The 24,169-nt window shown below is 74.2% G+C and carries 22 protein-coding genes; 4 read left to right on the top strand and 18 right to left on the bottom strand.

The genetic code is table 11. From position 1 onward, the window contains the following. Nucleotides 1-20: 20 nt before the first annotated feature. From GA0070606_RS18010 to lysS, 3 genes are all read right to left on the bottom strand, one after another. The gene (locus GA0070606_RS18010; protein WP_091101557.1) at nucleotides 21-2,552 is read right to left on the bottom strand and encodes an ATP-dependent Clp protease ATP-binding subunit; all 2,532 of its coding nucleotides are present in this window, start codon (nucleotides 2,550-2,552) and stop codon (nucleotides 21-23) included. A 560-nt stretch (nucleotides 2,553-3,112) separates the two neighbouring features. Next, complete coding sequence (locus tag GA0070606_RS18005; RefSeq protein WP_342672168.1) at nucleotides 3,113-3,463, bottom strand: histone-like nucleoid-structuring protein Lsr2; 351 nt, start codon at nucleotides 3,461-3,463, stop codon at nucleotides 3,113-3,115. A 110-nt stretch (nucleotides 3,464-3,573) separates the two neighbouring features. Further along, nucleotides 3,574-5,082 carry a lysine--tRNA ligase gene (lysS, locus tag GA0070606_RS18000; RefSeq protein ID WP_091101551.1) on the bottom strand — a complete coding sequence of 503 codons (1,509 nt, stop codon included), beginning with the start codon at nucleotides 5,080-5,082 and terminating at the stop codon, nucleotides 3,574-3,576. 91 nt (nucleotides 5,083-5,173) lie between these two features. On the opposite strand from lysS, the gene GA0070606_RS17995 reads away from it, so the two are divergent. Continuing rightward, on the top strand, nucleotides 5,174-5,914 hold the full coding sequence (locus GA0070606_RS17995; RefSeq protein ID WP_091101546.1) for a class I SAM-dependent methyltransferase: 741 nt from the start codon (nucleotides 5,174-5,176) through the stop codon (nucleotides 5,912-5,914). Nucleotides 5,915-5,999: 85 nt separating this feature from the next. Here GA0070606_RS17995 and GA0070606_RS17990 read toward each other — a convergent pair whose 3' ends face one another. The 7 genes from GA0070606_RS17990 to GA0070606_RS17960 form a co-directional block, all read right to left on the bottom strand. Beyond that, complete coding sequence (locus GA0070606_RS17990; protein WP_091101542.1) at nucleotides 6,000-6,758, bottom strand: type III pantothenate kinase; 759 nt, start codon at nucleotides 6,756-6,758, stop codon at nucleotides 6,000-6,002. 33 nt (nucleotides 6,759-6,791) lie between these two features. Beyond that, nucleotides 6,792-7,688, bottom strand: a complete 897-nt coding sequence (gene nadC, locus GA0070606_RS17985; protein WP_091101538.1) for a carboxylating nicotinate-nucleotide diphosphorylase — start codon at nucleotides 7,686-7,688, stop codon at nucleotides 6,792-6,794. Further along, the gene (locus tag GA0070606_RS17980) at nucleotides 7,685-9,379 is read right to left on the bottom strand and encodes an L-aspartate oxidase (protein WP_091101534.1); all 1,695 of its coding nucleotides are present in this window, start codon (nucleotides 9,377-9,379) and stop codon (nucleotides 7,685-7,687) included. The genes nadC and GA0070606_RS17980 overlap by 4 nt, the downstream gene beginning before the upstream one ends. A gap of 83 nt (nucleotides 9,380-9,462) precedes the next feature. After that, entirely contained in the window at nucleotides 9,463-10,356 is an 894-nt protein-coding gene (locus GA0070606_RS17975) for a septum formation family protein (protein WP_091101531.1), read from the bottom strand. A 204-nt stretch (nucleotides 10,357-10,560) separates the two neighbouring features. Continuing rightward, nucleotides 10,561-10,986 carry an aspartate 1-decarboxylase gene (gene panD / locus GA0070606_RS17970; RefSeq protein WP_091101528.1) on the bottom strand — a complete coding sequence of 142 codons (426 nt, stop codon included), beginning with the start codon at nucleotides 10,984-10,986 and terminating at the stop codon, nucleotides 10,561-10,563. Between the two features lie 37 nt (nucleotides 10,987-11,023). Further along, on the bottom strand, nucleotides 11,024-11,872 hold the full coding sequence (panC, locus tag GA0070606_RS17965; protein WP_091101523.1) for a pantoate--beta-alanine ligase: 849 nt from the start codon (nucleotides 11,870-11,872) through the stop codon (nucleotides 11,024-11,026). Nucleotides 11,873-11,901: 29 nt separating this feature from the next. Then, nucleotides 11,902-12,879, bottom strand: a complete 978-nt coding sequence (locus GA0070606_RS17960; RefSeq protein WP_091101520.1) for a Rossmann-like and DUF2520 domain-containing protein — start codon at nucleotides 12,877-12,879, stop codon at nucleotides 11,902-11,904. 217 nt (nucleotides 12,880-13,096) lie between these two features. Between GA0070606_RS17960 and GA0070606_RS17955 the strand changes: the two genes are divergently transcribed. Beyond that, nucleotides 13,097-14,320 carry an SAM-dependent methyltransferase gene (locus GA0070606_RS17955; protein ID WP_245724964.1) on the top strand — a complete coding sequence of 408 codons (1,224 nt, stop codon included), beginning with the start codon at nucleotides 13,097-13,099 and terminating at the stop codon, nucleotides 14,318-14,320. Continuing rightward, nucleotides 14,317-15,486, top strand: coding sequence for an NADH-quinone oxidoreductase subunit D (locus GA0070606_RS17950; protein WP_176737354.1), 1,170 nt, complete (start codon nucleotides 14,317-14,319; stop codon nucleotides 15,484-15,486). Before GA0070606_RS17955 ends, GA0070606_RS17950 begins: the two co-directional genes overlap by 4 nt. Nucleotides 15,487-15,611: 125 nt before the next feature. On the opposite strand, the gene GA0070606_RS17945 is transcribed toward GA0070606_RS17950, so the two are convergent. The 4 genes from GA0070606_RS17945 to GA0070606_RS17930 all read right to left on the bottom strand — a co-directional run bounded on the left by GA0070606_RS17945 (nucleotide 15,612) and on the right by GA0070606_RS17930 (nucleotide 20,145). Then, on the bottom strand, nucleotides 15,612-17,243 hold the full coding sequence (locus tag GA0070606_RS17945) for a hypothetical protein (protein WP_091101515.1): 1,632 nt from the start codon (nucleotides 17,241-17,243) through the stop codon (nucleotides 15,612-15,614). Between the two features lie 128 nt (nucleotides 17,244-17,371). Then, on the bottom strand, nucleotides 17,372-18,385 hold the full coding sequence (locus GA0070606_RS17940; protein WP_091101512.1) for a glycine betaine ABC transporter substrate-binding protein: 1,014 nt from the start codon (nucleotides 18,383-18,385) through the stop codon (nucleotides 17,372-17,374). Nucleotides 18,386-18,680: 295 nt separating this feature from the next. Continuing rightward, a complete protein-coding gene (locus tag GA0070606_RS17935; protein WP_091101508.1) occupies nucleotides 18,681-19,403 on the bottom strand; it encodes an ABC transporter permease in 723 nt (240 codons plus the stop codon). A 55-nt stretch (nucleotides 19,404-19,458) separates the two neighbouring features. Next, the gene (locus GA0070606_RS17930; RefSeq protein ID WP_091101504.1) at nucleotides 19,459-20,145 is read right to left on the bottom strand and encodes an ABC transporter permease; all 687 of its coding nucleotides are present in this window, start codon (nucleotides 20,143-20,145) and stop codon (nucleotides 19,459-19,461) included. Nucleotides 20,146-20,147: 2 nt separating this feature from the next. On the opposite strand from GA0070606_RS17930, the gene GA0070606_RS17925 reads away from it, so the two are divergent. Continuing rightward, the gene (locus tag GA0070606_RS17925; RefSeq protein ID WP_091101501.1) at nucleotides 20,148-21,149 is read left to right on the top strand and encodes an ABC transporter ATP-binding protein; all 1,002 of its coding nucleotides are present in this window, start codon (nucleotides 20,148-20,150) and stop codon (nucleotides 21,147-21,149) included. 15 nt (nucleotides 21,150-21,164) lie between these two features. Here GA0070606_RS17925 and GA0070606_RS17920 read toward each other — a convergent pair whose 3' ends face one another. The 4 genes from GA0070606_RS17920 to GA0070606_RS17905 form a co-directional block, all read right to left on the bottom strand. Beyond that, nucleotides 21,165-21,662: a hypothetical protein gene (locus tag GA0070606_RS17920; RefSeq protein ID WP_091101498.1), complete on the bottom strand. Its 498-nt coding sequence runs from the start codon at nucleotides 21,660-21,662 to the stop codon at nucleotides 21,165-21,167. Nucleotides 21,663-21,722: 60 nt separating this feature from the next. Continuing rightward, nucleotides 21,723-22,037: a hypothetical protein gene (locus GA0070606_RS17915; RefSeq protein WP_091101494.1), complete on the bottom strand. Its 315-nt coding sequence runs from the start codon at nucleotides 22,035-22,037 to the stop codon at nucleotides 21,723-21,725. A 249-nt stretch (nucleotides 22,038-22,286) separates the two neighbouring features. Next, nucleotides 22,287-23,501 carry an ABC transporter permease gene (locus GA0070606_RS17910; RefSeq protein WP_091101491.1) on the bottom strand — a complete coding sequence of 405 codons (1,215 nt, stop codon included), beginning with the start codon at nucleotides 23,499-23,501 and terminating at the stop codon, nucleotides 22,287-22,289. Nucleotides 23,502-23,621: 120 nt separating this feature from the next. Then, nucleotides 23,622-24,164, bottom strand: coding sequence for a DUF3180 domain-containing protein (locus GA0070606_RS17905; RefSeq protein ID WP_091107855.1), 543 nt, complete (start codon nucleotides 24,162-24,164; stop codon nucleotides 23,622-23,624). Nucleotides 24,165-24,169: the final 5 nt, after the last annotated feature.

Raw genomic sequence — 24,169 nt, 5'->3', positions numbered from 1 at the left:
CGGTTCAGTGCTGTGCTGCCTTACTCGTCCGCCCCCGCGGCGGCGGTGCCGCCGAGGTCGGCCGGGACGGCGTCCGGCACGCTGGCCGGACGGTCCGCGCCCTTGAAGACGAGCTTGGACTTGTCGGTGTTGTTGGGGTCGCCTTCGCAGTCGACGACGACGATCTGGCCGGGGGTCAGTTCGTTGAACAGGATCCGCTCGGACAGGTTGTCCTCGATGTCACGCTGGATCGTGCGACGCAGCGGACGGGCACCGAGGACCGGGTCGAAGCCCTTCGTGGCCAGGTACTTCTTGGCGTTGTCGGTCAGCTCCAGACCCATGTCCTTGTTCCGCAACTGCGTCTCGATCCGCGCGATCATGATGTCCACGATCGACAGGATCTCGTTCTGCCGCAGCTGATGGAACACGATCGTGTCATCGATACGGTTCAGGAACTCCGGCCGGAAGTGCTGCTTGAGCTCGTCGTTGACCTTCTGCTTCATCCGGTCGTAGTTCGACTCCGAGTCCTCCGAGGCCTGGAAGCCCAGCGACACCGCCTTCGCCACGTCGCGGGTGCCCAGGTTCGTGGTCAGGATGATCACCGTGTTCTTGAAGTCCACGATCCGACCCTGACCATCGGTCAGCCGACCGTCCTCCAGGATCTGCAACAACGTGTTGAACACATCCGGGTGAGCCTTCTCGATCTCGTCGAACAACACCACCGAGAACGGCCGACGCCGCACCTTCTCCGTCAGCTGACCACCCTCGTCATAGCCGACGTAGCCGGGAGGGGCACCCACCAGCCGGGACACCGTGTACCGGTCGTGGAACTCCGACATGTCCAACTGGATCAGCGCGTCCTCGGACCCGAACAGGAACTCCGCCAGGGCCTTGGACAGCTCGGTCTTACCGACACCCGACGGGCCGGCGAAGATGAACGACCCCGACGGACGCTTCGGGTCCTTCAACCCCGCACGCGTACGCCGGATCGCCTTCGACACCGCCTTGACCGCGTCCTCCTGCCCGATGACGCGCTTGTGCAGCTCGTCCTCCATGCGCAGCAGACGCGAGGTCTCCTCCTCGGTCAACTTGTAGACCGGAATACCGGTCCAGTTGCCGAGCACCTCCGCGATCTGCTCGTCGTCGACCTCACTGACGACGTCCAGGTCGCCGGCCTTCCACTCCTTCTCCCGCTGCGCCTTCTGACCGAGCAACTGCTTCTCCGTGTCACGCAACTGCGCGGCGCGCTCGAAGTCCTGCGCGTCGATCGCGGACTCCTTGTCCCGACGCACCTGCGCGATCCGCTCGTCGAAGTCCCGCAGGTCCGGCGGCGCCGTCATCCGACGGATCCGCATCCGCGCACCCGCCTCGTCGATCAGGTCGATCGCCTTGTCCGGCAGGAACCGGTCGGAGATGTACCGGTCGGCCAGCGTCGCGGCCGCCACCAGGGCGGCGTCGGTGATGGAGACGCGGTGGTGCGCCTCGTAGCGGTCGCGCAGACCCTTCAAAATCTCGATGGTGTGGGCCAGCGACGGCTCACCCACCTGGATCGGCTGGAACCGACGCTCCAACGCCGCGTCCTTCTCCAGGTGCTTGCGGTACTCATCCAGAGTCGTCGCGCCGATGGTCTGCAGCTCACCACGGGCCAGCATCGGCTTGAGGATGCTCGCCGCGTCGATCGCGCCCTCCGCCGCACCCGCACCCACCAGGGTGTGGATCTCGTCGATGAACAAGATGATGTCACCCCGCGTGCGGATCTCCTTGAGCACCTTCTTCAGACGCTCCTCGAAGTCACCGCGGTAACGCGAACCAGCCACCAGGGCACCCAGGTCAAGCGTGTAGAGCTGCTTGTCCTTCAGCGTCTCGGGCACCTCACCCTTGATGATCTTCTGAGACAGCCCCTCCACCACGGCGGTCTTACCGACACCGGGCTCACCGATCAGGACCGGGTTGTTCTTCGTACGGCGGGACAGCACCTGCATGACCCGCTCGATCTCCTTCTCCCGCCCGATCACCGGGTCGAGCTTGCCCTCACGCGCGGCCTGGGTCAGGTTCCGGCCGAACTGGTCCAGCACCAGACTCGTCGACGGCGCGGCCTCACCCGGCGCCGCACCCGCCGCGGCCGGCTCCTTACCCTGATAACCCGACAGCAACTGGATCACCTGCTGACGGACCCGATTCAGATCCGCCCCCAGCTTCACCAGCACCTGCGCGGCGACGCCCTCACCCTCACGGATCAAACCGAGCAGAATGTGCTCCGTGCCGATGTAGTTGTGCCCGAGCTGCAACGCCTCACGCAGCGACAGCTCCAACACCTTCTTCGCCCGCGGCGTGAACGGAATGTGCCCGCTCGGCGCCTGCTGACCCTGGCCGATGATCTCCTCGACCTGCTGCCGCACACCCTCAAGCGAGATGCCGAGACTCTCCAGAGCCTTCGCCGCGACACCCTCACCCTCATGGATCAGGCCCAACAGGATGTGCTCCGTACCGATGTAGTTGTGGTTGAGCATCCGGGCCTCTTCCTGGGCCAGGACGACAACCCGTCGCGCTCGGTCGGTGAACCGCTCGAACATGCCCTCGTGCTCCTCACGTGCCGTGCGCCTTGATGTCAGATCTCGGCGGGGCCGGTGCGCGGACGTCCGGGACGGGCGTCCGTGCCTCATTACTCTATCGCCGCAGACCGACTCCGCTGAGGTCGTGTGTCCCCGCCGGAGGCCGCGTACGCGTCGTTTTACTCAACCGTCCGCGCTCAGGGGGTGTTCCGCGACCCCCGCCTGTACGCGCAGAGCGAAATTCCGCCACCGCCCGGACCGCGTCCGCGGGCCGGTGCCGGAGTCGAAGCAGCCCCGATCCGGGCCGCCCGTGCAGCCATCCACAGGCTGTGGACAGACTCTCCACCGGCTGTGGACAACCATCACCGGCACGGAATTCTTCCCGGTCCGGCACACCACCAGGCCGATACGGCCCCGCCGACCCGGAGCCGAGCACCGACGGACACGGGCCCCGCCGGCCCCAGGAGCCGACCGCCGCGCGGACACGGCCCGCCGCCCCGGCGGCCGAGCACCGGCGGATACGGCGACGCCGGCCCGGAGTCGCGCTCCGGCCCGGCGTCTGTCGCCCGTCGGCGGTCGGGTCAGTGACCGGCCTTGGAGTGGTACTCGTCGACGATCTCCTGCGGAATCCGCCCGCGGTCGGAGATGTCCTTGCCGGCCTTCTTGGCCCAGGCCCGGATCGCCTTGTTCTGCTCGCGGTCGGCGGTCGCGCCGCCCCGGCCGCGCGCGGCCCGCCCGCCCACGACAACGCCGCCCCGACCCACCTTGGTGCCGTGGGCGATGTACGGAGCGAATACGTCACGCAATTTCTCGGCGTTCGAGCTCGACAGGTCGATCTCGTACTGAACGCCGTCGAGCGCGAACTTGACGGTCTCGTCAGCGTCCCCGCCGTCCAGGTCATCGACCAGCTTATGAATGATCTGCTTGGCCACGTCCCACATTCCTTTCGAGCAGGGTGCCTCCTGCAAACTGAGAGCACAATAACCTGTACGACGCTTGTCGCGTCAATAGGATGCGGTAACGACCCCGCGCGAGTGCCCGACTACTCGGGACGCACCAGGGGGAAGAGGATGGTTTCCCGAATTCCGAGGCCCGTCAGCGCCATCAAGAGCCGATCGATTCCCATTCCCATACCCCCGGCCGGCGGCATTCCGTACTCCATCGCCCGGAGAAAGTCCTCGTCCAGCCGCATGGCCTCGTCGTCGCCCCGGGCCGCGAGCTGCGCCTGGGCCAGCAGCCGCTCCCGCTGCACCACCGGGTCCACCAGCTCGGAGTACGCGGTCCCCAGCTCGAATCCGAGCACGTAGAGGTCCCACTTCTCGGCCAGCCCCGGCTCGCTGCGGTGGGCCCGGGTGAGCGGGCTGGTCTCCTCCGGGTAGTCGCGTACGAAGGTGGGCGCCTGGAGGCCGGGGACGACCAGTTCCTCGAACAGTTCCTCGGCGAGCTTGCCCGCGCCCCACTTCGGGTCGACAGCCAATCCGACCTTGTCGGCGTACTCGACGAGGCGGGCGCGCTCGGTGCGTACCGTGACTTCCTCGCCGAGCGCCTCGGAAAGCACTCCGAAGAGGGTCACCGAGCGCCACTCCCCGCCCAGATCGAACTCCCGGCCGTCGGCGTGGGTGACCACGGTCGACCCGCCGACCGCGATCGCGGCCCGCTGCACCAGATTACGGGTCAGCTCCGCCATCGTGTCGTAGTCGCCGTACGCCTGGTATGCCTCCAGCATCGCGAACTCGGGCGAGTGCGAGGAGTCGATGCCCTCATTACGGAAGTTGCGGTTGATCTCGAAGACCCGGTCGACGCCCCCGACGACGGCCCGCTTGAGAAACAGTTCCGGCGCGATTCGCAGATACAGATCGGTGTTCAGCGCGTTGCTGTGGGTCACGAATGGCCGCGCCGCCGCGCCGCCGTGCAGCAACTGCAGCATCGGGGTCTCCACCTCGACGAAGTCCCGCTCGTGCAGCGAGTCGCGCAGGCTGCGGACGGCCGCCGCCCGGGTGCGCACCATCTGGCGGGCCTGCGGCCGGACGATCAGGTCGACGTACCGCTGGCGGACCCGCGCCTCCTCGCTCAGCGGCTTGTGCGCCACCGGCAGCGGGCGCAGCGCCTTCGCGGTGACCGCCCACTCCTCGGCCAGCACGGACAGCTCGCCGCGCCGGCTGGTGATCACCTCGCCGGTCACGCCGACGTGGTCGCCGAGGTCGACCAGGCGCTTCCAGGCGTCCAGCCGGTCGGCGCCGACGCGGTCCAGGGAGAGCATGGCCTGCAGTTCGGTGCCGTCGCCGTCCCGGAGCGTGGCGAAGCAGAGCTTGCCGGTGTTGCGTACGAAGATCACCCGGCCGGTGACCGAGACCCGGTCGCCGGTGGCGGTGTCGGTGGGCAGCTCGGCGTACTTCTCGCGGATCTCGGCCAGCGTGCTGGTCCGCGGGAATCCGACCGGGTACGCCTCGACGCCCTCGGCGAGCATCCGGTCCCGCTTCTCCCGGCGGACCTTCATCTGCTCGGGAAGGTCGTCGGCGGGGTCGACTGGCACGGGAGTCTGCTCGGTCACGGCACGCTTCCTCAGAAGGAGATTTCGGGCGGGGTCAGGCCCCGAGCGTACTCAAGGTGCCAGGAGGCCGTTACGGGATAACCTGCCGGCCATGACCGACCCCACTCCCGCCCTGTCGTTCGGGGCCGCGGCGCGCGAGTACGACCGGTTTCGACCCCGCTATCCGGAGGCGGCCCTGCGGTGGGCGCTCGCCGGGCTGGAGACGCCCGCCCGCGTCGTCGACCTGGGCGCCGGCACCGGCATTCTCACCCGGGGTGTGCTGGCCCTCGGCCACCAGGTGGTGCCCGTGGAGCCGGACCCCGCGATGCGCGCCCAACTGGAGGTCGCCACCCCGGGCACGACTGCCCAGGCCGGCAGCGCCGAGGCGGTGCCGGTGCCCGACGGCACGGTCGACGCGGTGCTCGCCGGGCAGGCGTACCACTGGTTCGACCGGGAGCGGGCGCACGCCGAGATCGCCCGGCTGCTCCGGCCCGGCGGAACGTTCGCCCCGATCTGGAACACCCGGGACGAGCGCGTCGACTGGGTGGCCGAGTTGAGCCGGATCGCCCACCTCGGCGACAACGCCGGCAGCGTGGTGGAGAAGTACGGCGACTTCGGCGCCGCCTTCGAGCCGACGGAGCTGGGGGAATTCGCCCACACCACGACACTCACCCCCGACGAGGTGGTCGCGATGCTGCACACCCGCTCCTACTGGCTGACCGCGTCCGTCGACGAACAGGACCGGATCGACCGGGAACTCGGCGAGCTCTTCACGAGCCACCCCGACCTGGCCGGTCGGGAGTCCGTCGAACTCCCCTACCGCACGTTCGTCTTCCGCGCCCGGCGGCACTGAGCCACGGAGGGCGTCCGGGCACCGGCCGGTGGAGGGATCGAGCCCGACCGCCCGGGGCCGGCCAGGCTCGCCCGGAACCCCACGCTCAGACGTTGCGGTCGTAGACCATCCGCAGGCCGATCAGGGTGATCATCGGCTCGTGGTGGGTGATCGTGCGGCACTCGTTGATCACCAGGCCGGCGAGGCCGCCGGTGGCGATGACGGCCCGCACCTCGCCGATCTCCTCGATCATCCGCTCGACGATCCGGTCCACCTGGCCGGCGAAGCCGAAGTAGAGGCCGGACTGGAGGCACTCGACGGTGTTCTTGCCGATCACCGAGCGGGGCCTGGTCGCCTCCACCTTGCGCAGCTGGGCGGCCCGGGCGGCGAGCGCGTCGAAGCTGATCTCGATGCCGGGGGCGAAGGCGCCGCCGAGGAACTCGCCCCGCCCGCTGATCACGTCGAAGTTGGTGGTGGTGCCGAAGTCCACCACGATCGACGGCCCGCCGTAGAGGGTGTACGCCGCCAGGGTGTTGACCACCCGGTCGGCGCCCACCTCCTTGGGGTTGTCGATGGCGAGCTGCACGCCGGTGCGCACCCCCGGCTCGACGATCACGCTCGGCAGGTCCGCGTAGTAGCGGGACAGCATGGTGCGCAGGGAACGCAGGGCGGCCGGCACCGTGGAGCAGGCCGCCACGCCGGTGATCTCGACCGCGTCCCCGGCGAGCAGGCCCCGGAACTTCAGGCCCAGCTCGTCGGCCGTCGAGCGCGCATCGGTCTTGATCCGCCAGGAGTGCACCAGCTTGTCGCCGTCGAAGGTCGCCAGCACGGTGTTGGTGTTTCCGATGTCGATGCAGAGCAGCACGCCCCGCAGCCTAGACAACGACGCGCCGCCGGTTCACTCGGTGCGCAGGTCCATGGCGATGTCGAGGATCGGCGAGGAGTGCGTCAGCGCGCCCACCGACAGGAAGTCGACGCCCGTCGCCGCGTACCGTGCCGCGACGTCGAGGGTCAGCCCGCCGGTCGCCTCCAGCTCCGCCCGGTCCCCCACCGAGGCGACCACCTCGGTCAGCATCTCCGGGGTCATGTTGTCCAGCAGCAGGAAGTCCGCCCCGGCCTCGACCGCCTCCACGGCCTCGGCGACGGTGTCGACCTCGACCTGCACCGGCACGTCGGGGAAGGTCTCCCGGACCCGGCGGAAGGCCGCCGTGATGCCGCCCGCCGCCAGCTTGTGGTTGTCCTTGATCATTGCGACGTCGTGCAGGCCCATCCGCTTGTTCGTGCCACCGCCGGCGCGGACCGCGTACTTCTCCAGGGCGCGCAGGCCCGGGGTGGTCTTGCGGGTGTCGAGCACCATCGCCTTCGTGCCGGCCAGGGCGTCCGCCCAGGCCCGGGTGTGGGTGGCCACCCCGGACATCCGGCAGAGCAGGTTGAGCGCGGTCCGCTCGGCGGTCAGCAGCAGCCGGGTCGGGCCCGTCACCGTGGCCAGCACGTCGCCGCGCGCCACCCGCGCGCCGTCGTGGGCCACCACCGACACCTCGACCGTACGGCCCGCGCCGGTCGCCTCGCCGACCAGCTCGAAGACGGCCGCCGCCACGGCCAGCCCGGCGACCACCCCGTCGGCGCGGGCCACCAGGTCGGCGGTGTCGGTCTGGCCGGCCGGGATGGTGGCGACGCTCGTGACGTCCAGGAAGTCGGGACCCAGGTCCTCCGCGAGCGCGTCCTCGATCACCCGCCGCACCTGCGCCGGATCCAGGCCGGCGTCCCGCAACGCCCGTTCCGTCGACTCCGTCATCGGACTTCCTCCCACTGAGACGTCAACCGGCCCTGCGCCCCGACCGCGCCGACGAGGTGGCCGTGCCACCGCTCGTCGGCCGTCGGGAAGTCCTCCCGCCAGTGGCAGCCCCGGGTCTCCCGGCGGGCGTACGCGGCGGCGACCAGCGCCGACGCCACGGTGATCAGGTTCGTGGCCTCCCAGTCGGCCGTCCGGGGCCGGCCCCGGCCCGCGCCGAGCCCGGTGAGCACCTCGGCGGTCGCGGCGAGGGTGTCGGCCGAGCGGAGCACGCCCGCGCCCCGGGTCATCGCCCGTTGCAGCGTCGGCGTCGCCTCGGCCGGCACCACCCAGCCCTCGCCGCCGACCCAGGCACCGGTCGACGCCGGCTGGGCCTGTTCGGGCAGGCCGGCCGCGACGTCCTCGGCGATCCGCCGGGAGAAGACCAGCCCCTCCAGCAGCGAGTTGCTGGCCAGCCGGTTCGCGCCGTGCACGCCGGTGCAGGCGACCTCGCCGCACGCGTACAGCCCGGGGATGGAGGTGCGGCCGCGCAGGTCGGTGCGGACGCCGCCGGAGGCGTAGTGCGCGGCCGGCGCGACCGGGATCAGGTCGGTCGCCGGGTCCACCCCGATGGCCAGGCAGGACGCGACGATGGTCGGGAACCGCCGGGCCAGGAAGTCGCCGCCCAGGTGCCGGGCGTCGAGGAAGACGTGGTCCGCGCCGGTGGCCAGCAGCACCCGGTGGATGCCCTTGGCCACCACGTCCCGGGGCGCCAGCTCGGCCAGCTCGTGCTGCCCGACCATGAACCGCTTGCCGTCGCCGTCGACCAGGTGCGCGCCCTCGCCGCGCAGCGCCTCGGAGACCAGCGGCTGCTGGGCGTGCCCGGCGCCCGGGACGCCGGCACCGGCCGGGGTGATCAGCGCGGTCGGATGGAACTGGACGAACTCCACGTCGGTGACCGCCGCGCCGGCCCGCATCGCCAGCGCCACCCCGTCGCCTGTCGACACGGCCGGGTTGGTCGTCGCCGCGTAGATCTGGCCCATCCCGCCGGTGGCCAGGACGACCGCCCGGGCCAGGATGGCGCCCACGCCGTCCTCGCTGCCCTCGCCGAGCACGTGCAGGGTGATGCCGCAGGCCGGGCCGAGGCCGTCCGGGCCGTCCCCGGGGGCGCGCAGCAGGTCCAGCACCAGGGCGTGCTCGACCAGCCGGATCCACGGGTCGCGCCGGACGGCGGCGTGCAGGGCCCGCTGCACCTCGGCCCCGGTGGCGTCGCCGCCGGCGTGCACGATCCGGTCCGCCCGGTGGCCGCCCTCGCGGGTGAGCATCAGCGAGCCGTCCGGGTTGCGGTCGAACTCCGCACCGATCCGCATCAGCTCGCGCAGCCGGGTCGGCCCCTCCTCGACCAGTACCCGTACCGCCGCCGGGTCGCAGAGCCCGACGCCGGCGATCTCGGTGTCCGAGGCGTGCGCGGCCGGGGTGTCGTGCGGGTCGAGCACGGCGGCGATGCCGCCCTGTGCCCAGCGGGTCGAGCCCTCGTCGATGTCGACCTTCGTGACCACCGTGACGTGCAGGCCCGTCTCGCGCAGGTGCAGCGCGGCGGTCAGCCCCGCCACCCCGGAGCCCACCACGATCACGTCCGTGGTCTCCACCCAGCCGGGCGCGGGAGCGGCCAGCAGTCGGGGCAGGGCCGGCAGGTCGACGGTCGGAAGGTCCATGCCCACAGTCAACCCGAAGGGCCCTCGCGGGGGGCGGCGGGGGCGGGACGAGTGGTTTGGGCCATCGCGTCCCGACCGGCGGGCTATTCGGTGCGGACGGGGAGCGCGGCCGGGCCGGCGCCCCGGAGCGACCCGGTCACCGTACGGTCGTCGAGCCAGAGGTAGCAGCGGACCCCGCGGTCGCCGACGCGCCACCGCCCGGCGCCGGGCGGGCGCACCACCACCCCGCTGCGGAAGCGCAGGTCCGCGTCGTCCGGCACCCCGACGTAGCGGCCGAGCACCGAACGGCAGCCGGCGTAGAGCGGGGCCCAGTCGGCGGCCCGGGTGGGGTACGGACGGTCGGGCGCCCGCCACACCCCGACGAACTCGGCGTCGTGCCGGGTGGCGCAGTCGACCGGGAGCAGGGCCCGCACCGCCCCGCCGTCGGCCCGCGTCCGCTGGCAGCCCAGCCGCAGCGGCGACGGCCCCCGCAGGGCGTCCCGCAGGCTGCCGGAGCGGGTCACCACCGTGGCGGCGGCCTCGACGGTGCTCACCTCGGCCAGGTCGCAGCGGTACCACCGGGAGCCCGCCGCCCAGCCGGCCCCGGAGGGCAGCGCCACCGCCAGCCGGAGCCGGCCGGCCCGCCAGTCGTCGCCGACGTGCCCGGTGGCGCGGGCGTCGCAGTCGGCGAACGCGCCCCGCAGCTCCGCCGAGCCGCCCGCCGGTGGGGTGGTCCGCCCGGCCGGGAAGGCGCCGACGTGCACGGTCTCGATCCGGTGCGGCGCCGCGCAGTCCACCGGCGCGTACGCCGCGAGGGTCACCACGTCGGCGAAGTCGGCGGTCTGGCAGACGCCGGCGGCCGGGGTGAACGGGCCGGGCGCGGGCATCGCGGCCCAGTCGTCGACGAGGTCACCGTCCAGCCCGGCGGAGCCGGCGCAGCCGGCCAGGAGAACAGCCGTGGTGACGGCCGCGAGAAGGGTGGTCATCGAACGGCGCATCGCGGCCTCCCCCAGCCACCGCGTCTCTCCGACGGGCCACCAGACTACCCACCGCCCCCGCGCTGTGACAGACCGCGCACACCCCCACCGCCGCCCTCCCCTCCGCGATCTTGCACTTCCTGCCTCGACAGAAGGGACTGTCGGCGCGAGACGCGGGCCGAAAGTGCAAGATCGCGGAGGGATGGGGCGGGGAGGAAGGGTGTGTCAGAGGGCGGCGGCGAGGGGGTTGGGGACGGGGGCGCCGGCGGTGCCGGGGGCGGCGGTGGTGGGGTCGGTGTTCAGCTCGACGACCCGGTTGTCGGCGTCGACGTGCACCACCCGCGGCCGGTACGCCCGGGCCTCGGCGTCGTCCATCTGCCCGTACGAGATGAGGATGACCAGGTCGCCCGGGTGCACGAGGTGGGCGGCGGCACCGTTGATGCCGATCACGCCGCTGCCCCGCTCGCCGGGGATCACGTACGTCTCCAGCCGGGCTCCGTTGGTGATGTCGACGATCGCCACCTGCTCGCCCGGGATCAGGTCGGCGGCGTCGAGCAGGTCCTCGTCGACGGTCACCGAGCCGACGTAGTGCAGGTCGGCCTGGGTCACCGTGGCCCGGTGGATCTTCGACTTGAGCATGGTGCGCAGCATCGGGGTGCCCTTTCGCGGGAACGTGGTGGGGGGCGGGTCAGGAGCGGGGGGCGAGCCGGATCGCCGCGTTGTCGATCAGCCGGGTGCCGCCCACCCAGGCGGCGACGAGCAGCCGCGCCGGGCCGGACACCGGCCCCGGCTCCAGGTCGGGGTCGGTGAGCACCAGGTAGTCGAGCCGCGCGCCCGGCGTACCGGCACCGAAGGCGGCGTGCGCGGCGGCGAGCACGGCCCCCGCGTCAGCGCCCGCGTCGGCGGCCTCGGCGCCGGCCCGCAGCGCCGCGGACAGGCTCAGCGCGGCCTCCCGCTCGACCGGGGAGAGGTAGCGGTTGCGGCTGGACAGGGCCAGCCCGTCCGGCTCCCGCACGGTGGGCACGCCGACCACCTCGACCGGCACGTCGAGGTCCCTGGCCATCCGCCGCACGAGGGTGAGCTGCTGGTAGTCCTTCTCGCCGAAGAACGTCAGGTCGGGGCGGGTGAGCTGGAGCAGCTTCAGCACCACCGTCAGCACCCCGTGGAAGAACCCGGGGCGGCTCTGCCCCTCCAGGTCCTCCCCCAGCGGGCCCGGGTTCACCCGCACCCGGGGCTGGCCGTCCGGGTACATGTCGGCCACCGACGGGGCGAAGACCACGTCCGCGCCGGCCCGACGGCAGATCTCCAGGTCGGCGTCGAGGGTGCGCGGATAGCGGTCGAAGTCCTCGTTCGGCCCGAACTGGAGCGGGTTGACGAAGATCGTGACGAGCACGTGGTCGGCCCGCTCCCGGGCCGCCCGCAGCAGCGTCTCGTGCCCCGAGTGCAGCGCGCCCATGGTCATCACGACGCCGACGGTGCCCTTGAGCCCGTCGCGCGCCGCGGCCAACTCCTCGCGGGTGTGCACCAGTTCCGTCACCTGTCCCCCTCCGTCCACCGTCGGCCCGGTCACGCCGCCACCTCCCGTCGGATCCCGGCCAGCACGCCGAGCAGCGACTCCGCGTCGACCGGCCGCAACCGGCCCGCGGCGATGGCCCGGTCGGCCGTACGGCGGGCCAGGGCCAGGTAGGGCGCGACCGACTCGGGCGCGGTCGCGGCGAGCCGGGCCAGGTGGCGCTCCACCGTGCCCGCGTCGCCCCGGGACACCGGGCCGGTCAGCGCGTCGTCGCCCAGGCGCAGGGCGTTCTCCAGGGCGGCCCGCAGCAGCGGGGCGAGCACCTTCTCCGGCTGCGCCACCCCGGCGTCGCGCAGCCGGTCGGCCGCCTCGTTGACCAGGGTCACCAGGTGGTTGGCGCCGTGCGCCAGAGCCGCGTGGTAGAGCGGCCGGTCCGCCTCGCCGATCCACTCCGGCACGCCGCCGAGGTCGGCGACCAGCCGGGCGGCCAGGGGGCGCAGCTCCGCCGGAGCCGTCACCCCGTACGAGATGCCGGCCAGTCGGGCCAGGTCGTCCGGCGTACCGGTGAAGGTCATCGCGGGGTGCAGGGCGAGCGGGCGGGCGCCCGCCGCGACGGCGGGGGCGAGCACGGCCAGCCCGTGCGCGCCCGAGACGTGGGCGACCACCTGGCCGGGGCGCAGCGCGCCGCCGTCGGCCAGGCCGGCGACCACCCCGGCGAGCGCGTCGTCCGGCACGGCGACCAGCAGCAGGTCGGTGGCCGCGCGGGCGACGTCGGCGGCGGAGCGGCGGGACACCCGGGGCAGCAGCAGCGCCGTCCGGGCGCGCGAGGCGCCGGAGCCGTCCGTGGTGGCGACCACCCGGTGGCCGGCGGCGGCGAGCGCGGCGCCCAGCACGGCACCGACCCGGCCGGCACCGACGACACCGACGGTCAGGGTACGGGGGAAGGAGAGCGGGGCGCCGGATGCGGCGCCGCTCGACGGTACGTCAGCCGCACGCGGGGCGGCCGCGCGCGGGCGCAGCGGTGCGCTCATGGCAACGATCCAGTCCTCGGAAGGGGGTACCGGTCGATCGCAAGTATGCGCCGGGGTCACGGAGCCGGAACAAGGGTCTGTGAAAACGTTCACCGGCCGGTGCGCCGGGGCGCTCCGGCGGCACGGGCGGCCGGTCGCGGCTACAGTGCCGCCTGTGACGGAGCGGGTCGTGGTCGACGATGCCCGGCCGGGGGACCTGCTGCCCTGGCGGGACGCCATGGACCGGGCGCTCTACGGGCCCGGCGGGTTCTTCGTCTCCGGCCCCGGCCCGGCCGGTCACTTCCGCACCAGCGTGCACGCGTCCCCCGCCTTCGCCGCCGCGATGCTGCGGCTCGTCGAGCAGGTCGACGCCGCGCTCGGCCACCCGGCCCGGCTGGACGTGGTGGACGTGGGAGCGGGTCGGGGTGAGTTGCTGCGCGCGCTCTCCGCCGCGGTGGGGGTCGCCGGGGAGCCCGCCCGCTCCGGGCGGTCAGGTTTGATCCCTCCGCGGACGGGCTCCCCGGCAACCCCGACTCCCCCGGCCGCCGCCCGGCCCCCGGCCCCGTCCGGCCCGTCGTCCGCCGGTCCCGTCCCGCCCGCGCCGGTCGCGCTCGCCCATCGGGTACGCCTCACCGCCGTCGAGAAGGCGCCCCGGCCCGCCGACCTGCCCGACGGGATCGACTGGCTCGACGAGATCCCCGACGGCATCACCGGACTGCTGGTGGCCACCGAGTGGCTGGACAACGTGCCGCTCGACGTGGCGGTGCACACCGCCGAAGGCTGGCGCTACCTGCTGGTCGACCCGGCCACCGGCGCCGAGACCGTCGGTGACCCGGTCGACCCCGCCGACGCGGACTGGCTGGCCCGCTGGTGGCCGGCACCGGGTGCGGGCGCGGACGGGATCGGCCCGACCGGGTCGGGGGTTCGGGCGGCCCGACCCGCGGAGGGACCGATCCTGACCGCCCGGAGCGGGTCGGGCCGCCCGGAACCCCCCACAGCAGCCAGAGCAGAGATCGGCCGGACCCGAGACGAGGCGTGGGCGGACGCCGTGGGCCACGTCGACCGGGGGCTGGCGTTGGCCGTGGACTACGGGCACCTGAGGGACGACCGGCCGGTCGACGGGAGCCTGACCGGGTACCGGGGCGGGCGGCAGGTGCCGCCGGTGCCGGACGGGAGCCGCGACGTCACCGCGCACGTCGCCGTCGACTCGGTCGCCTCCGCCGGTGAGCGGGTCGCCCGGTGCGCGTACGACCTGGGGTCGCAGCGGGAGGCGCTGCGGGCGCTCGGGGCCGACGGCGGGCGACCGCCGCTGAGCCTGGCCGCCGGAGACCCGGCCGGGTACGTGCGGGCGCTCGCCGCCGCGTCGGCGGTGGCGGAGCTGACCGACCCGGCCGGGCTCGGCGGGCACTGGTGGCTGCGGCAACCGGTCGGCGTCGACCCCGAGCGGTTCATGGCACGATGACGGTCATGACCACGGACGCCGGCGACCTCCGCGAGCTGACCGTCGGCACCGGGGCCGGCGGGGAGCAGCTCGGCACCGACATGGTGCTCAACATCGGGCCGCAGCACCCCTCCACCCACGGCGTGCTCCGGCTGAAGCTCGTGCTCGACGGCGAGCGGGTGGTGGCCTGCGAGCCGATCGTCGGCTACATGCACCGGGGCGCGGAGAAGCTGTTCGAGGTCCGCGACTACCGGCAGATCATCGTGCTGGCGAACCGGCACGACTGGCTCTCGGCGTTCTCCAACGAGCTGGGCGTGGTGCTCGCCGTGGAGCGGCTGATGGGCATGGAGGTGCCGGAGCGCGCCACCTGGCTGCGGATGGCGCTGGCCGAGCTGAACCGGGTGCTCAACCACCTGATGTTCCTCGGCTCCTATCCGCTGGAGATCGGCGCGATCACGCCGGTGTTCTACGCCTTCCGCGAGCGGGAGACCATCCAGGCCGTCATGGAGGAGGTCTCCGGCGGCCGGATCCACTACATGTTCAACCGGGTCGGCGGGCTCAAGGAGGAGGTGCCGTCCGGCTGGACCGGCCGGGCGCGGGCCGCCATCGCCGAGGTACGCCGGCGGATGCCGGACCTGGACAACCTGATCCGGCGCAACGAGATCTTCCTGGCCCGCACGGTCGGCGTCGGGGTGCTCTCCGCGGCGGACGCCGCCGCGTTCGGCGCGTCCGGTCCGGTCGCCCGCGCCTCCGGCCTCGACCTGGACCTGCGCCGCGACGAGCCCTACCTGGCCTACGACCAGCTCGACGTGCCGGTGGTGACCCGCTCCACCGGGGACTGCCACGCCCGCTTCGAGGTGCTGCTCGACCAGGTGTACGCCTCGCTCGACCTCGCCGAGCAGTGCCTGGACCGGGTGGACCGGCTCACCGGGCCGGTCAACACCCGGCTGCCGAAGGTGCTCAAGGCGCCCGAGGGACACACCTACGCCTGGACCGAGAACCCGCTCGGCATCAACGGCTACTACCTGGTCTCGCGGGGCGAGAAGACACCCTGGCGGCTCAAGCTGCGCACCGCGTCGTACGCGAACGTGCAGGCGCTGGCCACCCTGCTCCCCGGCTGCCTGGTGTCGGATCTGATCGCCATCCTGGGCTCGATGTTCTTCGTGGTCGGCGACATCGACAAGTGACCCGGCCCCCGGGGCGCTGGTCGTCGGTCGGGCGGCCTGAGCGGCAGGCCCTGGTCGCGGGTCGGCCGCCCTGGTCCGACGGCCGACCCCCTGTCGCGGGTCGGCCGCTCGCCGGGTCGGGTCGGTCAGCGCCAGCGGTCGGCTGAGCGGGCGCCGCCCGCGCGGGGCACGTCGTCCTGCGGCGGATAGCCGTAGCGCTCCTCCTGCCGGCGGCCGTACCGCTGCGGCTCGGGCTCCGGCTGGTGGACGCGGTGCGGCTCGGGCTGCTGGCCCCGCTGGCGCGGCGGACGCCACTCCTCGGGCACCGGCACCCCGCCGGCCGGCAGGGCCGGCGCCGCCTCGGGCTCCGCCCAGCCGCCCCGCCAACCGTCGTCCGCCCGGCCCCGGCGCGGCTCGTCCCGGCGGACCGTCGCCCACCGGTCCGCGACGCGGTACTCGGTGCCGGTGGCGTCCGCGTGCATCTCGGCACGCCGCTCCCCGACCCGCAGTTCCCGGCCCCGGTCGTCGTCCCGCACGGCCGCCCACCGGTCGCCGGCGCGCAGCTCCGACCAGTACTCACCGCCCTCCGGCCCCGCCTCGTCGGGCTGGTGCCCACGGCCCGGCCCGGGCTGCTCGGCCGGTCGGGCCCAGGCCGCCGATGCGCCCACGCCGTCCCGGCTCCTGGCGTCCCACTGCTGCCCGTGCCCCGGCCGCTGGCCGCCCCCGTTCCGCCGCTCCGACCACCCGCGGTCGTCGCCCTGGCCGGACCACTCGCGCCCGTCGCGCGACCAGTCCCGGTCGTCCCGGGGCGCGCCGGGCGCCGCCCACGAGGGATCGTCGTCGCGGCGGGGCCGGTCGTCCGGGTCGCCGTGGTCCGCCCACGACCGGTCGTCCGCCTGGCCGGTGCCGGGACGCTCGTCCGAACCGCCGGCCCACGACCGTTCCTCCGGCGCCGGCGACCAGCGTCCCGCGTACCCGGTCCCGTAGCGCGTGCCGGGGTCGCCGGGCACGGACGCGGCACCGTCCACGATGGTGTGCCGGGTGGTGACGTGCACCGTCTCGGTGTGCCGCACCACGCCCAGCGGGCGGGCGGCGGACTGGCCCTCGGGCTCCGCCGGGCGGGCCGCCCCGTACACGCCTGCCGAGCCGCCGGCGGGGCGGTCCGCGCTCGGCGCCCCGGCGGCCGGCCGGTCCCCGCCGTACCCGCCGGCCTGGGCGGCCGCCGGCCGATCGGCGCGCGGCACGGGCTGGGGCCGGCGGGCGGGCTCCTCGTCGTCCCGGTCGGCCCGCCCCCAGTGGGGCGCCACCTCGTCCTGGCCCGGCGCCCGCTCCCGGTGGGAGAACCCGTCCTCGGCGGCGGCCCGGGCCGGGCCGGCACCGGCCTGGTCGTCGACCCCGGCCAGCGCGGCGCTGGTGGCGTCCAGGCGCCGGCGCAGCGCCGCGACCGCCTCCTGGGCCCGCTGGGCCTGGTCGAGCGCCTGGTTGCCGCGCTGGGCGGCCGCCACGATCTCCCCGCGCAGCTCGCGGCGGAGCTGCGCGATCTCCTCCAGCAGTTCCTCGGTCCGGGCCGGCGGCGCGCCGTCGGCGCGCAACGCGATCGACAGGCCGATCAGGACCACGGCCAGGATGGCGAGCACCGCGGCGAAGCGCAGCGGACCGTTGCCGTCGGCGACGAGCAGGATCAGCGCCGCCACCGGCGCCAGCGCGACTCCGATCCAGAAGAGCACGGTGAGTAGCGACGGATTGCGCTTGTCGGCGGGGGCGACCGGGGCTGGCATGGGTCCGCAGCCTACCGAGAGTTCCCGCGCCTGGGAACGGCTGGAGCGTTCCCAGGCTGGCCGGAACAGGGCGGGCTCCGGGCGACCGGCCCGAGGTCAGCCGGGGGCCCGGAGCGCCGTCCGAGAGGTCAGCCGGTGGCCAGCGCGCCGTCCGAGGAGAACACCAGGCCCACGCTCGCGGCGCCGGTCTTCAGGGCGTTCTTGGTCTGCGGGCCGCCCTGGTCGAGCGAGCTGAACGAGCCGGCCTTGAAGTTGTAGACCTGGATCAGCCCGGCCTGGCACTTCGGCCGCTGCGGGCACTCCGGCGGCCCGGCCAGCACGGTGGCCTGGCCCGAGCACTTCGCGGCCAGTTCGGAAAGCGTGCGGACGCCGTACTTGTCGGCGAACGCCCTGGTCACCGCGAAGGCGTTCTGGTCCTGCGCCGCGGCCGGCGCGCCGAAGACGATGCCCGCCTTGTCGCCGGCCGCCTTGAGCGCGGCGACGGTCTTGTCCAGATCCGGCGAGGACACCGGCGCGGCGTCCTTGCCGTTGGCCTTGGTGTTGAGGAACTCGGCCAGGGTCGCCGCATACTCCGGGACCACCTGGATGTCGCCCTTCTCCAGGGCCGGCTCGTAGAGCTCGCGGTTGCCGATCTGCTGCACCTTGGCCTCGTAGCCGGCGGCGGTCAGCGCGATCCGGTAGAGCTCGGCGAGGATCTCGTTCTCGGTGAAGTTGGCCGCGCCGATCACGATCTGCCCGCCGGGCCCCTTGGCGATGCCGGCGGTGACGTCGTTGGCCGCGGCGAACTCCTCGGCCGCCTTCCGCGCCGTCTTGCGGTCCACGTCGACGGCCTTGTTGAGCTGGATCAGCTTCGGCGTGTCGAGCACCGCCGACACCTTGTCGAGCGCCGCGATCAGCTGCGGGTTGGCCGCCTTGGCGTTGACCGCCGGGATGACGTTGTCGGTGTTCTGGAGCTTCTTGTCGTCGTCGAGGACGACGAGCTGGTCACCGGCGACCGGGGCGCAGCCGGCCCCCGTGGCCCCCGTGGCCGCCGACTCCGGGGCGTCCGTGCCGGAGGAGCCGGCGTCACCGCAGCCGGTCAGCATCCCCGCCGCGGCGAGGGCTCCCACCGCAGCGACCGCCAGGCGTGTACGTGCGCGCATCAGTGCCCGCCTTCCGTGTCCCGGCGCGGCCCTACGGGCCGGCCGCGTGTCCGACGGGCGATCCGCTCTCCGGTCGCCCGCTGTGGCCGAGGGGCGAAGCCGATTCCGGTCGCCCGTGATCTCCCACCCAACATCCTCCACGCGGGTCCGACAACCCGAGGAGGGCTTTGTCACCGGATCGTCACCCGCGGTCAGCCGTCCGCCGTCGGCGCTCATCCGACGCGACGTCCTCCGCCCCGGCAGGGCCGGGGTCGGACGCGGTCAGCCACCGGGCCGGGCGCCGTGGTCGACGCGCTCAGCCGCCGGCCAGGGCGTCCGCCGCCCGCCGCCGGGCCCGACGGCGGTCGGCCCGCAGCGGGCGCGGGGTGACCAGCCGCTCGACCAGCGCCAGCACCAGCTCGACCAGGACGGCCAGCCCGGCCACGAGCACGCCGCCCGCGAGGATCTGACCGCCGCCGGCGGCGATGTCCAGCCCGAAGCCGGCACGGATGATCTGGCCGAGGCCGCCGCCGTTGACGAAGGAGGCCAGCGCGGCGGTCGCCACCACCTGCACCGCGGCCGTACGCAGCCCGGCGGCCAGGTACGGCACCGCCAGCGGCAGCTCGACCCGGCGCAGCAGCTGCCACCCGGAGAAACCCATCCCGCGGGCCGCGTCGCGCGCCTCGGGGTCGACCTGCCGCACCCCCGTGTACGCGTTGGCCAGCAGCGGCGGCACCGCGAAGACGGCCAGCGCGACCACCACCGACGGCCGGCCGAAGCCGAGGAAGGTCAGCGGCAGGATGGTGAGCAGGGCCAACGTCGGCACGGCGAGCGTGACGTTCGACACCAGCACCACCAGGCCGCCGCCGCGACCCGTGTGCCCGAGCCAGAGCCCGACCGGCCAGGCGACCAGGCAGCCCAGCGCCACCGCCAGCGCCGACATCGACAGATGCTCGCCGAGCCGGTCCAGGATCCCGCCCGGGTTGGTCCAGTTCAGCGGATCGTTGAGCCAGACCAGCGCCGCCTCGACCGGGTTCACCGGGCCCGCCCCACGATCGCCACCACGCGGCTCCGCCGCACCGCCGCCGTCGCGCTCATGCCGACCTTCTCCGCAGCCAGGGGGTGAGCAGCCGGCCCACGCCGGCCAGGACCAGGTCGAGCACCAGCGCGAGCAGGACGCAGAGCAGCGTCCCCGTCATGATCTGCGCCTTGTAGAAGTTGTTCTGGAAGCCGGCGAAGATCAACTGCCCGAGGCCGCCCCGCCCGATCACGACGCCCACGGTCACCAGGGCCACGGTGGACACCGTGGCCAGCCGCAGCCCGGTGAGGATGCCCGGCAGCGCCAGCGGCAGCTCCACCCGGAACAGCCGGCCCCAGCGGCCGTACCCCATCCCCTCCGCCGCCTCGCGGACCTCGGGAGGCACCTGGTTGAGCCCGGCGACGGCGTTGCGGACGATCACCAGCAGCGCGTAGAGGACCACCACGGTGAGCACCGTCACCGCGCCGATGCCCAGGTAGGGCGCGATGAACGCGAACAGCGCCAGCGACGGCACCGTGTAGAGCACCCCGGTGAGGGCCAGCACCGGCCCCGCCAGCGGGCGGAACCAGTACGCGGCCACGGCCAGCGGCAGGGCGATCAGGGCGGCGATCAGCACCGCGCGCACGGTCAGCGAGGTGTGCTCCCGCACGGCGGCGAGGATCGTGTCAGAGTTGTCCCGCACGTACTGCCAGGAAAACCACGGGTTACCCGGGTCGGCCCGGTAGCTCAGGCGGAAGGACATGTGTGGACGTTACCCCGGCAACCACGGGTCACGACGAGCCCCGCGCGGCGTCGATCGCGCTGGAGGGGATCCACAAGCGCTATCCCGACGGCACCGAGGCCGTACGCGAGCTGAGCCTGGACATCGCCGCCGGCGAGCTGGTGGTGCTCATCGGGCCGTCGGGCTGCGGCAAGTCCACGGTGCTCCGGATGGTCAACCGGCTCATCGAGCCGACCGGCGGGCGGATCCTGCTCGACGGCGAGGACGTCACCCGCGTGGACCCGGTCCGGCTGCGCCGCCGGATCGGCTACGTGATCCAGAACGTCGGGCTCTTCCCGCACCAGACGGTCAGCGCCAACGTCGCCACCGTGCCCCGGCTGCTCGGCTGGCCCCGTGAGCGCAGCCGCCGCCGCGTCGACGAGCTGCTGGAGCTGGTGGGGCTCGACCCGGCCACGTTCGGCCGCCGCTACCCGCACGAGCTCTCCGGCGGGCAGCGGCAACGGGTCGGGGTGGCCCGGGCGCTGGCCGCCGACCCGGTGGTGCTGCTGATGGACGAGCCGTTCTCGGCCGTCGACCCGATCGCCCGGACGCGGCTGCAGGAGGAGTTCCTCCGGCTCCAGGCCGAGGTGCGCAAGACGATCGTGCTGGTCACCCACGACCTCGACGAGGCGGTCCGGCTGGGCGACCGGATCGCCGTGCTCTCCGAGGGCGGTCGCCTGGAGCAGTACGACACGCCGGCCGCCGTGCTCGGCGCGCCGGCCACGCCCTTCGTCCGCGAGTTCGTCGGCGCCGACCGGGGCATCCGCCGGCTGGCGGTCACCCCGCTCACCGCCGCGGCCGTCGAACCGTTGCCCGAGAGCGGCGTGGTCGACCTGCCGACGGTGCCGCTGGGCGGTTCGGCGTACGACGCGCTGGGGGCGCTGCTGACCTCGGCCGCGGACCGGGTGGTGGTGACCGACGAGGGGCGGCCGGTGGGCGTGCTCAGCCGGACGCGGCTGCTCGAACTCGGCCGGCCGGGCCTCTGAGGCCGGGGCGGATCGTCAGGCGCGCCCGCCGAGGCTGGCCGTGCCGATGATCCAGCCGGACAGAAAGCCGTACGTCGCGCCGGCGCCGGCCGACTGGAGCGCCACGAGCAGCGCGGGGTCGGGGCCGAGGAAGGCGGCGATCAGCGAGGCGAACCCGCTGGCCAGGACGTAAGCGGCCCAGCCGGAGAAGAACTGGCTGGCCGACCCCTGCACCCGCGCCACCTGCGAGGCCGGCAGTACGTAGAGGAAGACCACCGCCAGGATCACCAGCAGGACGGCCCGCAGGTTCCCGGCCACCAGCCCGCCGGCCGCCCCGTCGCCGTCGAAGCGCCAGGCCGGCCAGGAGAGCAACTGCAGGAACCAACCGCCGGCGGAGTTGGGGTCGGTGCCCGCTGCCCAGCCGACGTACGCCGGGCTGCCGCAGACGGCGACCAGCAGGAGCGCGGCGAGCGCTCCCGTGCCCGCCGCAGTTCCGTAGCGGCCGCCGGTACGCGGCGGGTTCGAGAGCGCCATGATCCGATCAGTTCCCGGCGGACCGCGGGGGGCAAACCTGCCCGGGGCCGCCGGCCGCCGTCACTTCCGCGGGTGCTTCATCAGGTAGTCGATGAAGGCTGCCCGCAGCAGCGGCGCGGACTCCTCGTAGCCGTGGCCGGTCAGCTCCCGCCACAGCGCGGCGGCCTCGTCGATGGTCGGCCCGACCGAGTTGGGCGCGCCGTCGAGGGCCGCGGCCTCGTCCGCGTTCGGCAGGTGCCGCAGCACCGACCAGAAGAAGCCCACGTCGCGGCGCTCCCGGGCGACCGCGAAGGCGCGCTCCCGCAGCTCCTCAGTGGACAGCGCGTCGAGTTCCTCGAACGAGGGGCCCGCGGAGGTCGATGGTGTGTCGGTCATGCCGCCGAGCCTAACCGGCGAGATCACTCCCGGCCGGGTGGACGCGGCACCGCACCGTCACCCGACACCGGCCGTGCGGGGCCCGGGGGCCGGGCCGGGTCACCGGCCGTGCGGGGTCGTGGGCCACGCCGGATCACCGGCCGTGCGGGGCCAGGGGCCGGGCCACCGGCCGCGCCGGATCACCGGCCGCGCCGGGTCGTCCGACCGCGCCGGATCACCCGCCGTGCCGGGTCGTCCGACCCTGCCGGGTCACCGGTCGTCGTTGTCCCACCGGCGGGGCTCCGCGTCCCACCGCGGCACGCTCCACGGGTCGACCGGGTTCCCGGTGGACTGCGCCGGCAGGGCCGGCGGCCAGTCGCCGACCGGGTCGGGCCGGGACGCCGTCCAGCTCGTGCCGATCCGGCCGTCCCCGACCGGGACCGGCTCCGCCGCCGCCCCGGCCGCCGGCCTGCCGTACGCCTCGACCAGGCGGGTCACCAGCAGCCCCACGCCGAACGCCGCCGCGCCGAACGCCCAGCGGCTCACCGTCCAGCCCCGCGCCTGCGCGTACTCGACGAGGACCGCGACCAGGCAGACCGCCAGCAGGGTGCCGAACACCCCGCCCCGCCGGCCGTACGCGCTGGTGCCGGCGAGCAGCGCCACGCCCACGGCCAGCACCGTCCAGTCCAGCCCGGCCTCGGGAACGACCGGCCCGGTGCCGCGGGAGGCGGCGAGCATGCCGGCGAGCGCGGCCAGCACGGTGGAGCCGACGAGCGCGCCCGAGGTGACCACCGCCGCGACCACACCACGGCGGCGGGCCGGGTCGACGACCGGGCGGAACCGGCCGACCAGCCGGCGTACGGCCCGCACCGCCGCGAACATCCCGCCGAGCACGGCGACGGCCGCGAACCCGGCGAAGAGGTGCGGCGCGCCGCGCCCGGGGTCGTAGTCGCCCTGCGGCAGGACCGGCGCGGAGCGCTGCTCGACGTACACGATCACCCCCGCCGCGCCGGCGAGGCTGGCGGCCCAGCCGGGAACGTGCAGCACCACCACGACCAGCGCCAGGGCGAGCCCGCCCAGCGCGGCGACCGCGAGGGCCGGCCCGGCGGCCGCCGTGACGCCCCGGTCGCCCTGCTCGGCCACGTGCAGGGCGGCGGCGACCGCCACCGGGCCGACCGCGAGGTTGACCGCGGCGGTGCGCAGGCTCAGCCCGGCGGCCAGCGCCAGCAGCCCGAGCACGACCGCGTCGAGCAGCAGCGAGCGCAGCCCGTCCCCGCGCAGCGCGTCCGGGTGCTCCCGCCAGAGCAGGAACGTCCCGGCGGCGAGGGCGACGAGGAGCAGCGACTCCCAGACGAGGTGCACGGCGAACCGGTCCCGGCCGGGCTCCCCGTGCGCCGGGTCGTCGAAGGCGTTGTCCAGTACGGAGGCGGGGATGCCGGACGAGGGCTCGGCGGACGGGTCGCGCCCCGGTTCGTCGTGCCCCATGACGGCCGCCTCCCACGTGGCCGCTCGTCCAGGTCCGACGCGCGGGCGGGCCGAGGGCGGCCGTTGCTCTCCGGTCGCAGGCACCGTACCCGCGTGCGGGGCCGGGCGTAACCCCCCGCGTCAGCGTGCGCCGGGGCGGTTGTCCCGGTCGCCGGGCTCGCGGTCCTCGTCGTCCTCCTGCTCGGGCACCCGGCAGGAGCGCTCCAGCCAGAGCGCCGCCGCCACCAGGGCCAGCCCGGCGAGCAGACCGGCGCCGGCGATCGGCCGGTCGTCCATCGCGGCCTCCGTCTGCTCGACGAAGAGCCATCCGGTCAGCCCGCCGTAGAAGCCGGCGAAGATGGCACCGGCCAGCGATGACGCCTTGGCCAGCACCACGAAGCGGGCGACCAGCAGCGGGTTGACCGGGTCGCGGCCCGGCCGGCGCTCGATCCGCCCCCGGGTGTTGACCGCGGCGTACGCCTCCAGCACGGCGAGCGCCGCCAGCGTGACCACCGGCAGCCACGGCAGGTCGGGCAGGTAGTCGTAGTAGAGGGTGCTGATCAGCAGCCAGGCCACCGCGGCGGCGGCGAGGCCGGCCACCACCAGGGTGGAGATCCGGGTGGGGCCCATCCGGGACCGGTCGGGACCCGTCCCGCCCGGGCGTGGGGATCGCGCCTGCGTCATGCCGG

Source organism: Micromonospora citrea (assembly GCF_900090315.1).
GTDB lineage: Bacteria > Actinomycetota > Actinomycetes > Mycobacteriales > Micromonosporaceae > Micromonospora > Micromonospora citrea.
Note: the sequence above shows the minus strand (reverse complement) of the source record. Positions and strands in the feature narration are given on the sequence as shown.

Excerpts from the sequence above, each read along its gene's own strand:
- GA0070606_RS18010 (WP_091101557.1), bottom strand. The coding sequence starts at position 2,552 with ATGTTCGAGCGGTTCACCGACCGAGCGCGACGGGTTGTCGTCCTGGCC.
- GA0070606_RS17995 (WP_091101546.1), top strand. The coding sequence starts at position 5,174 with ATGACCGACCCCACTCCCGCCCTGTCGTTCGGGGCCGCGGCGCGCGAG.
- nadC (WP_091101538.1), bottom strand. The coding sequence starts at position 7,688 with ATGACGGAGTCGACGGAACGGGCGTTGCGGGACGCCGGCCTGGATCCG.
- GA0070606_RS17980 (WP_091101534.1), bottom strand. The coding sequence starts at position 9,379 with ATGGACCTTCCGACCGTCGACCTGCCGGCCCTGCCCCGACTGCTGGCC.
- GA0070606_RS17975 (WP_091101531.1), bottom strand. The coding sequence starts at position 10,356 with ATGCGCCGTTCGATGACCACCCTTCTCGCGGCCGTCACCACGGCTGTT.
- panD (WP_091101528.1), bottom strand. The coding sequence starts at position 10,986 with ATGCTGCGCACCATGCTCAAGTCGAAGATCCACCGGGCCACGGTGACC.
- GA0070606_RS17960 (WP_091101520.1), bottom strand. The coding sequence starts at position 12,879 with ATGAGCGCACCGCTGCGCCCGCGCGCGGCCGCCCCGCGTGCGGCTGAC.
- GA0070606_RS17955 (WP_245724964.1), top strand. The coding sequence starts at position 13,097 with ATGGACCGGGCGCTCTACGGGCCCGGCGGGTTCTTCGTCTCCGGCCCC.
- GA0070606_RS17950 (WP_176737354.1), top strand. The coding sequence starts at position 14,317 with ATGACGGTCATGACCACGGACGCCGGCGACCTCCGCGAGCTGACCGTC.
- GA0070606_RS17945 (WP_091101515.1), bottom strand. The coding sequence starts at position 17,243 with ATGCCAGCCCCGGTCGCCCCCGCCGACAAGCGCAATCCGTCGCTACTC.
- GA0070606_RS17940 (WP_091101512.1), bottom strand. The coding sequence starts at position 18,385 with ATGCGCGCACGTACACGCCTGGCGGTCGCTGCGGTGGGAGCCCTCGCC.
- GA0070606_RS17930 (WP_091101504.1), bottom strand. The coding sequence starts at position 20,145 with ATGTCCTTCCGCCTGAGCTACCGGGCCGACCCGGGTAACCCGTGGTTT.
- GA0070606_RS17920 (WP_091101498.1), bottom strand. The coding sequence starts at position 21,662 with ATGGCGCTCTCGAACCCGCCGCGTACCGGCGGCCGCTACGGAACTGCG.
- GA0070606_RS17915 (WP_091101494.1), bottom strand. The coding sequence starts at position 22,037 with ATGACCGACACACCATCGACCTCCGCGGGCCCCTCGTTCGAGGAACTC.
- GA0070606_RS17910 (WP_091101491.1), bottom strand. The coding sequence starts at position 23,501 with ATGGGGCACGACGAACCGGGGCGCGACCCGTCCGCCGAGCCCTCGTCC.
- GA0070606_RS17905 (WP_091107855.1), bottom strand. The coding sequence starts at position 24,164 with ATGACGCAGGCGCGATCCCCACGCCCGGGCGGGACGGGTCCCGACCGG.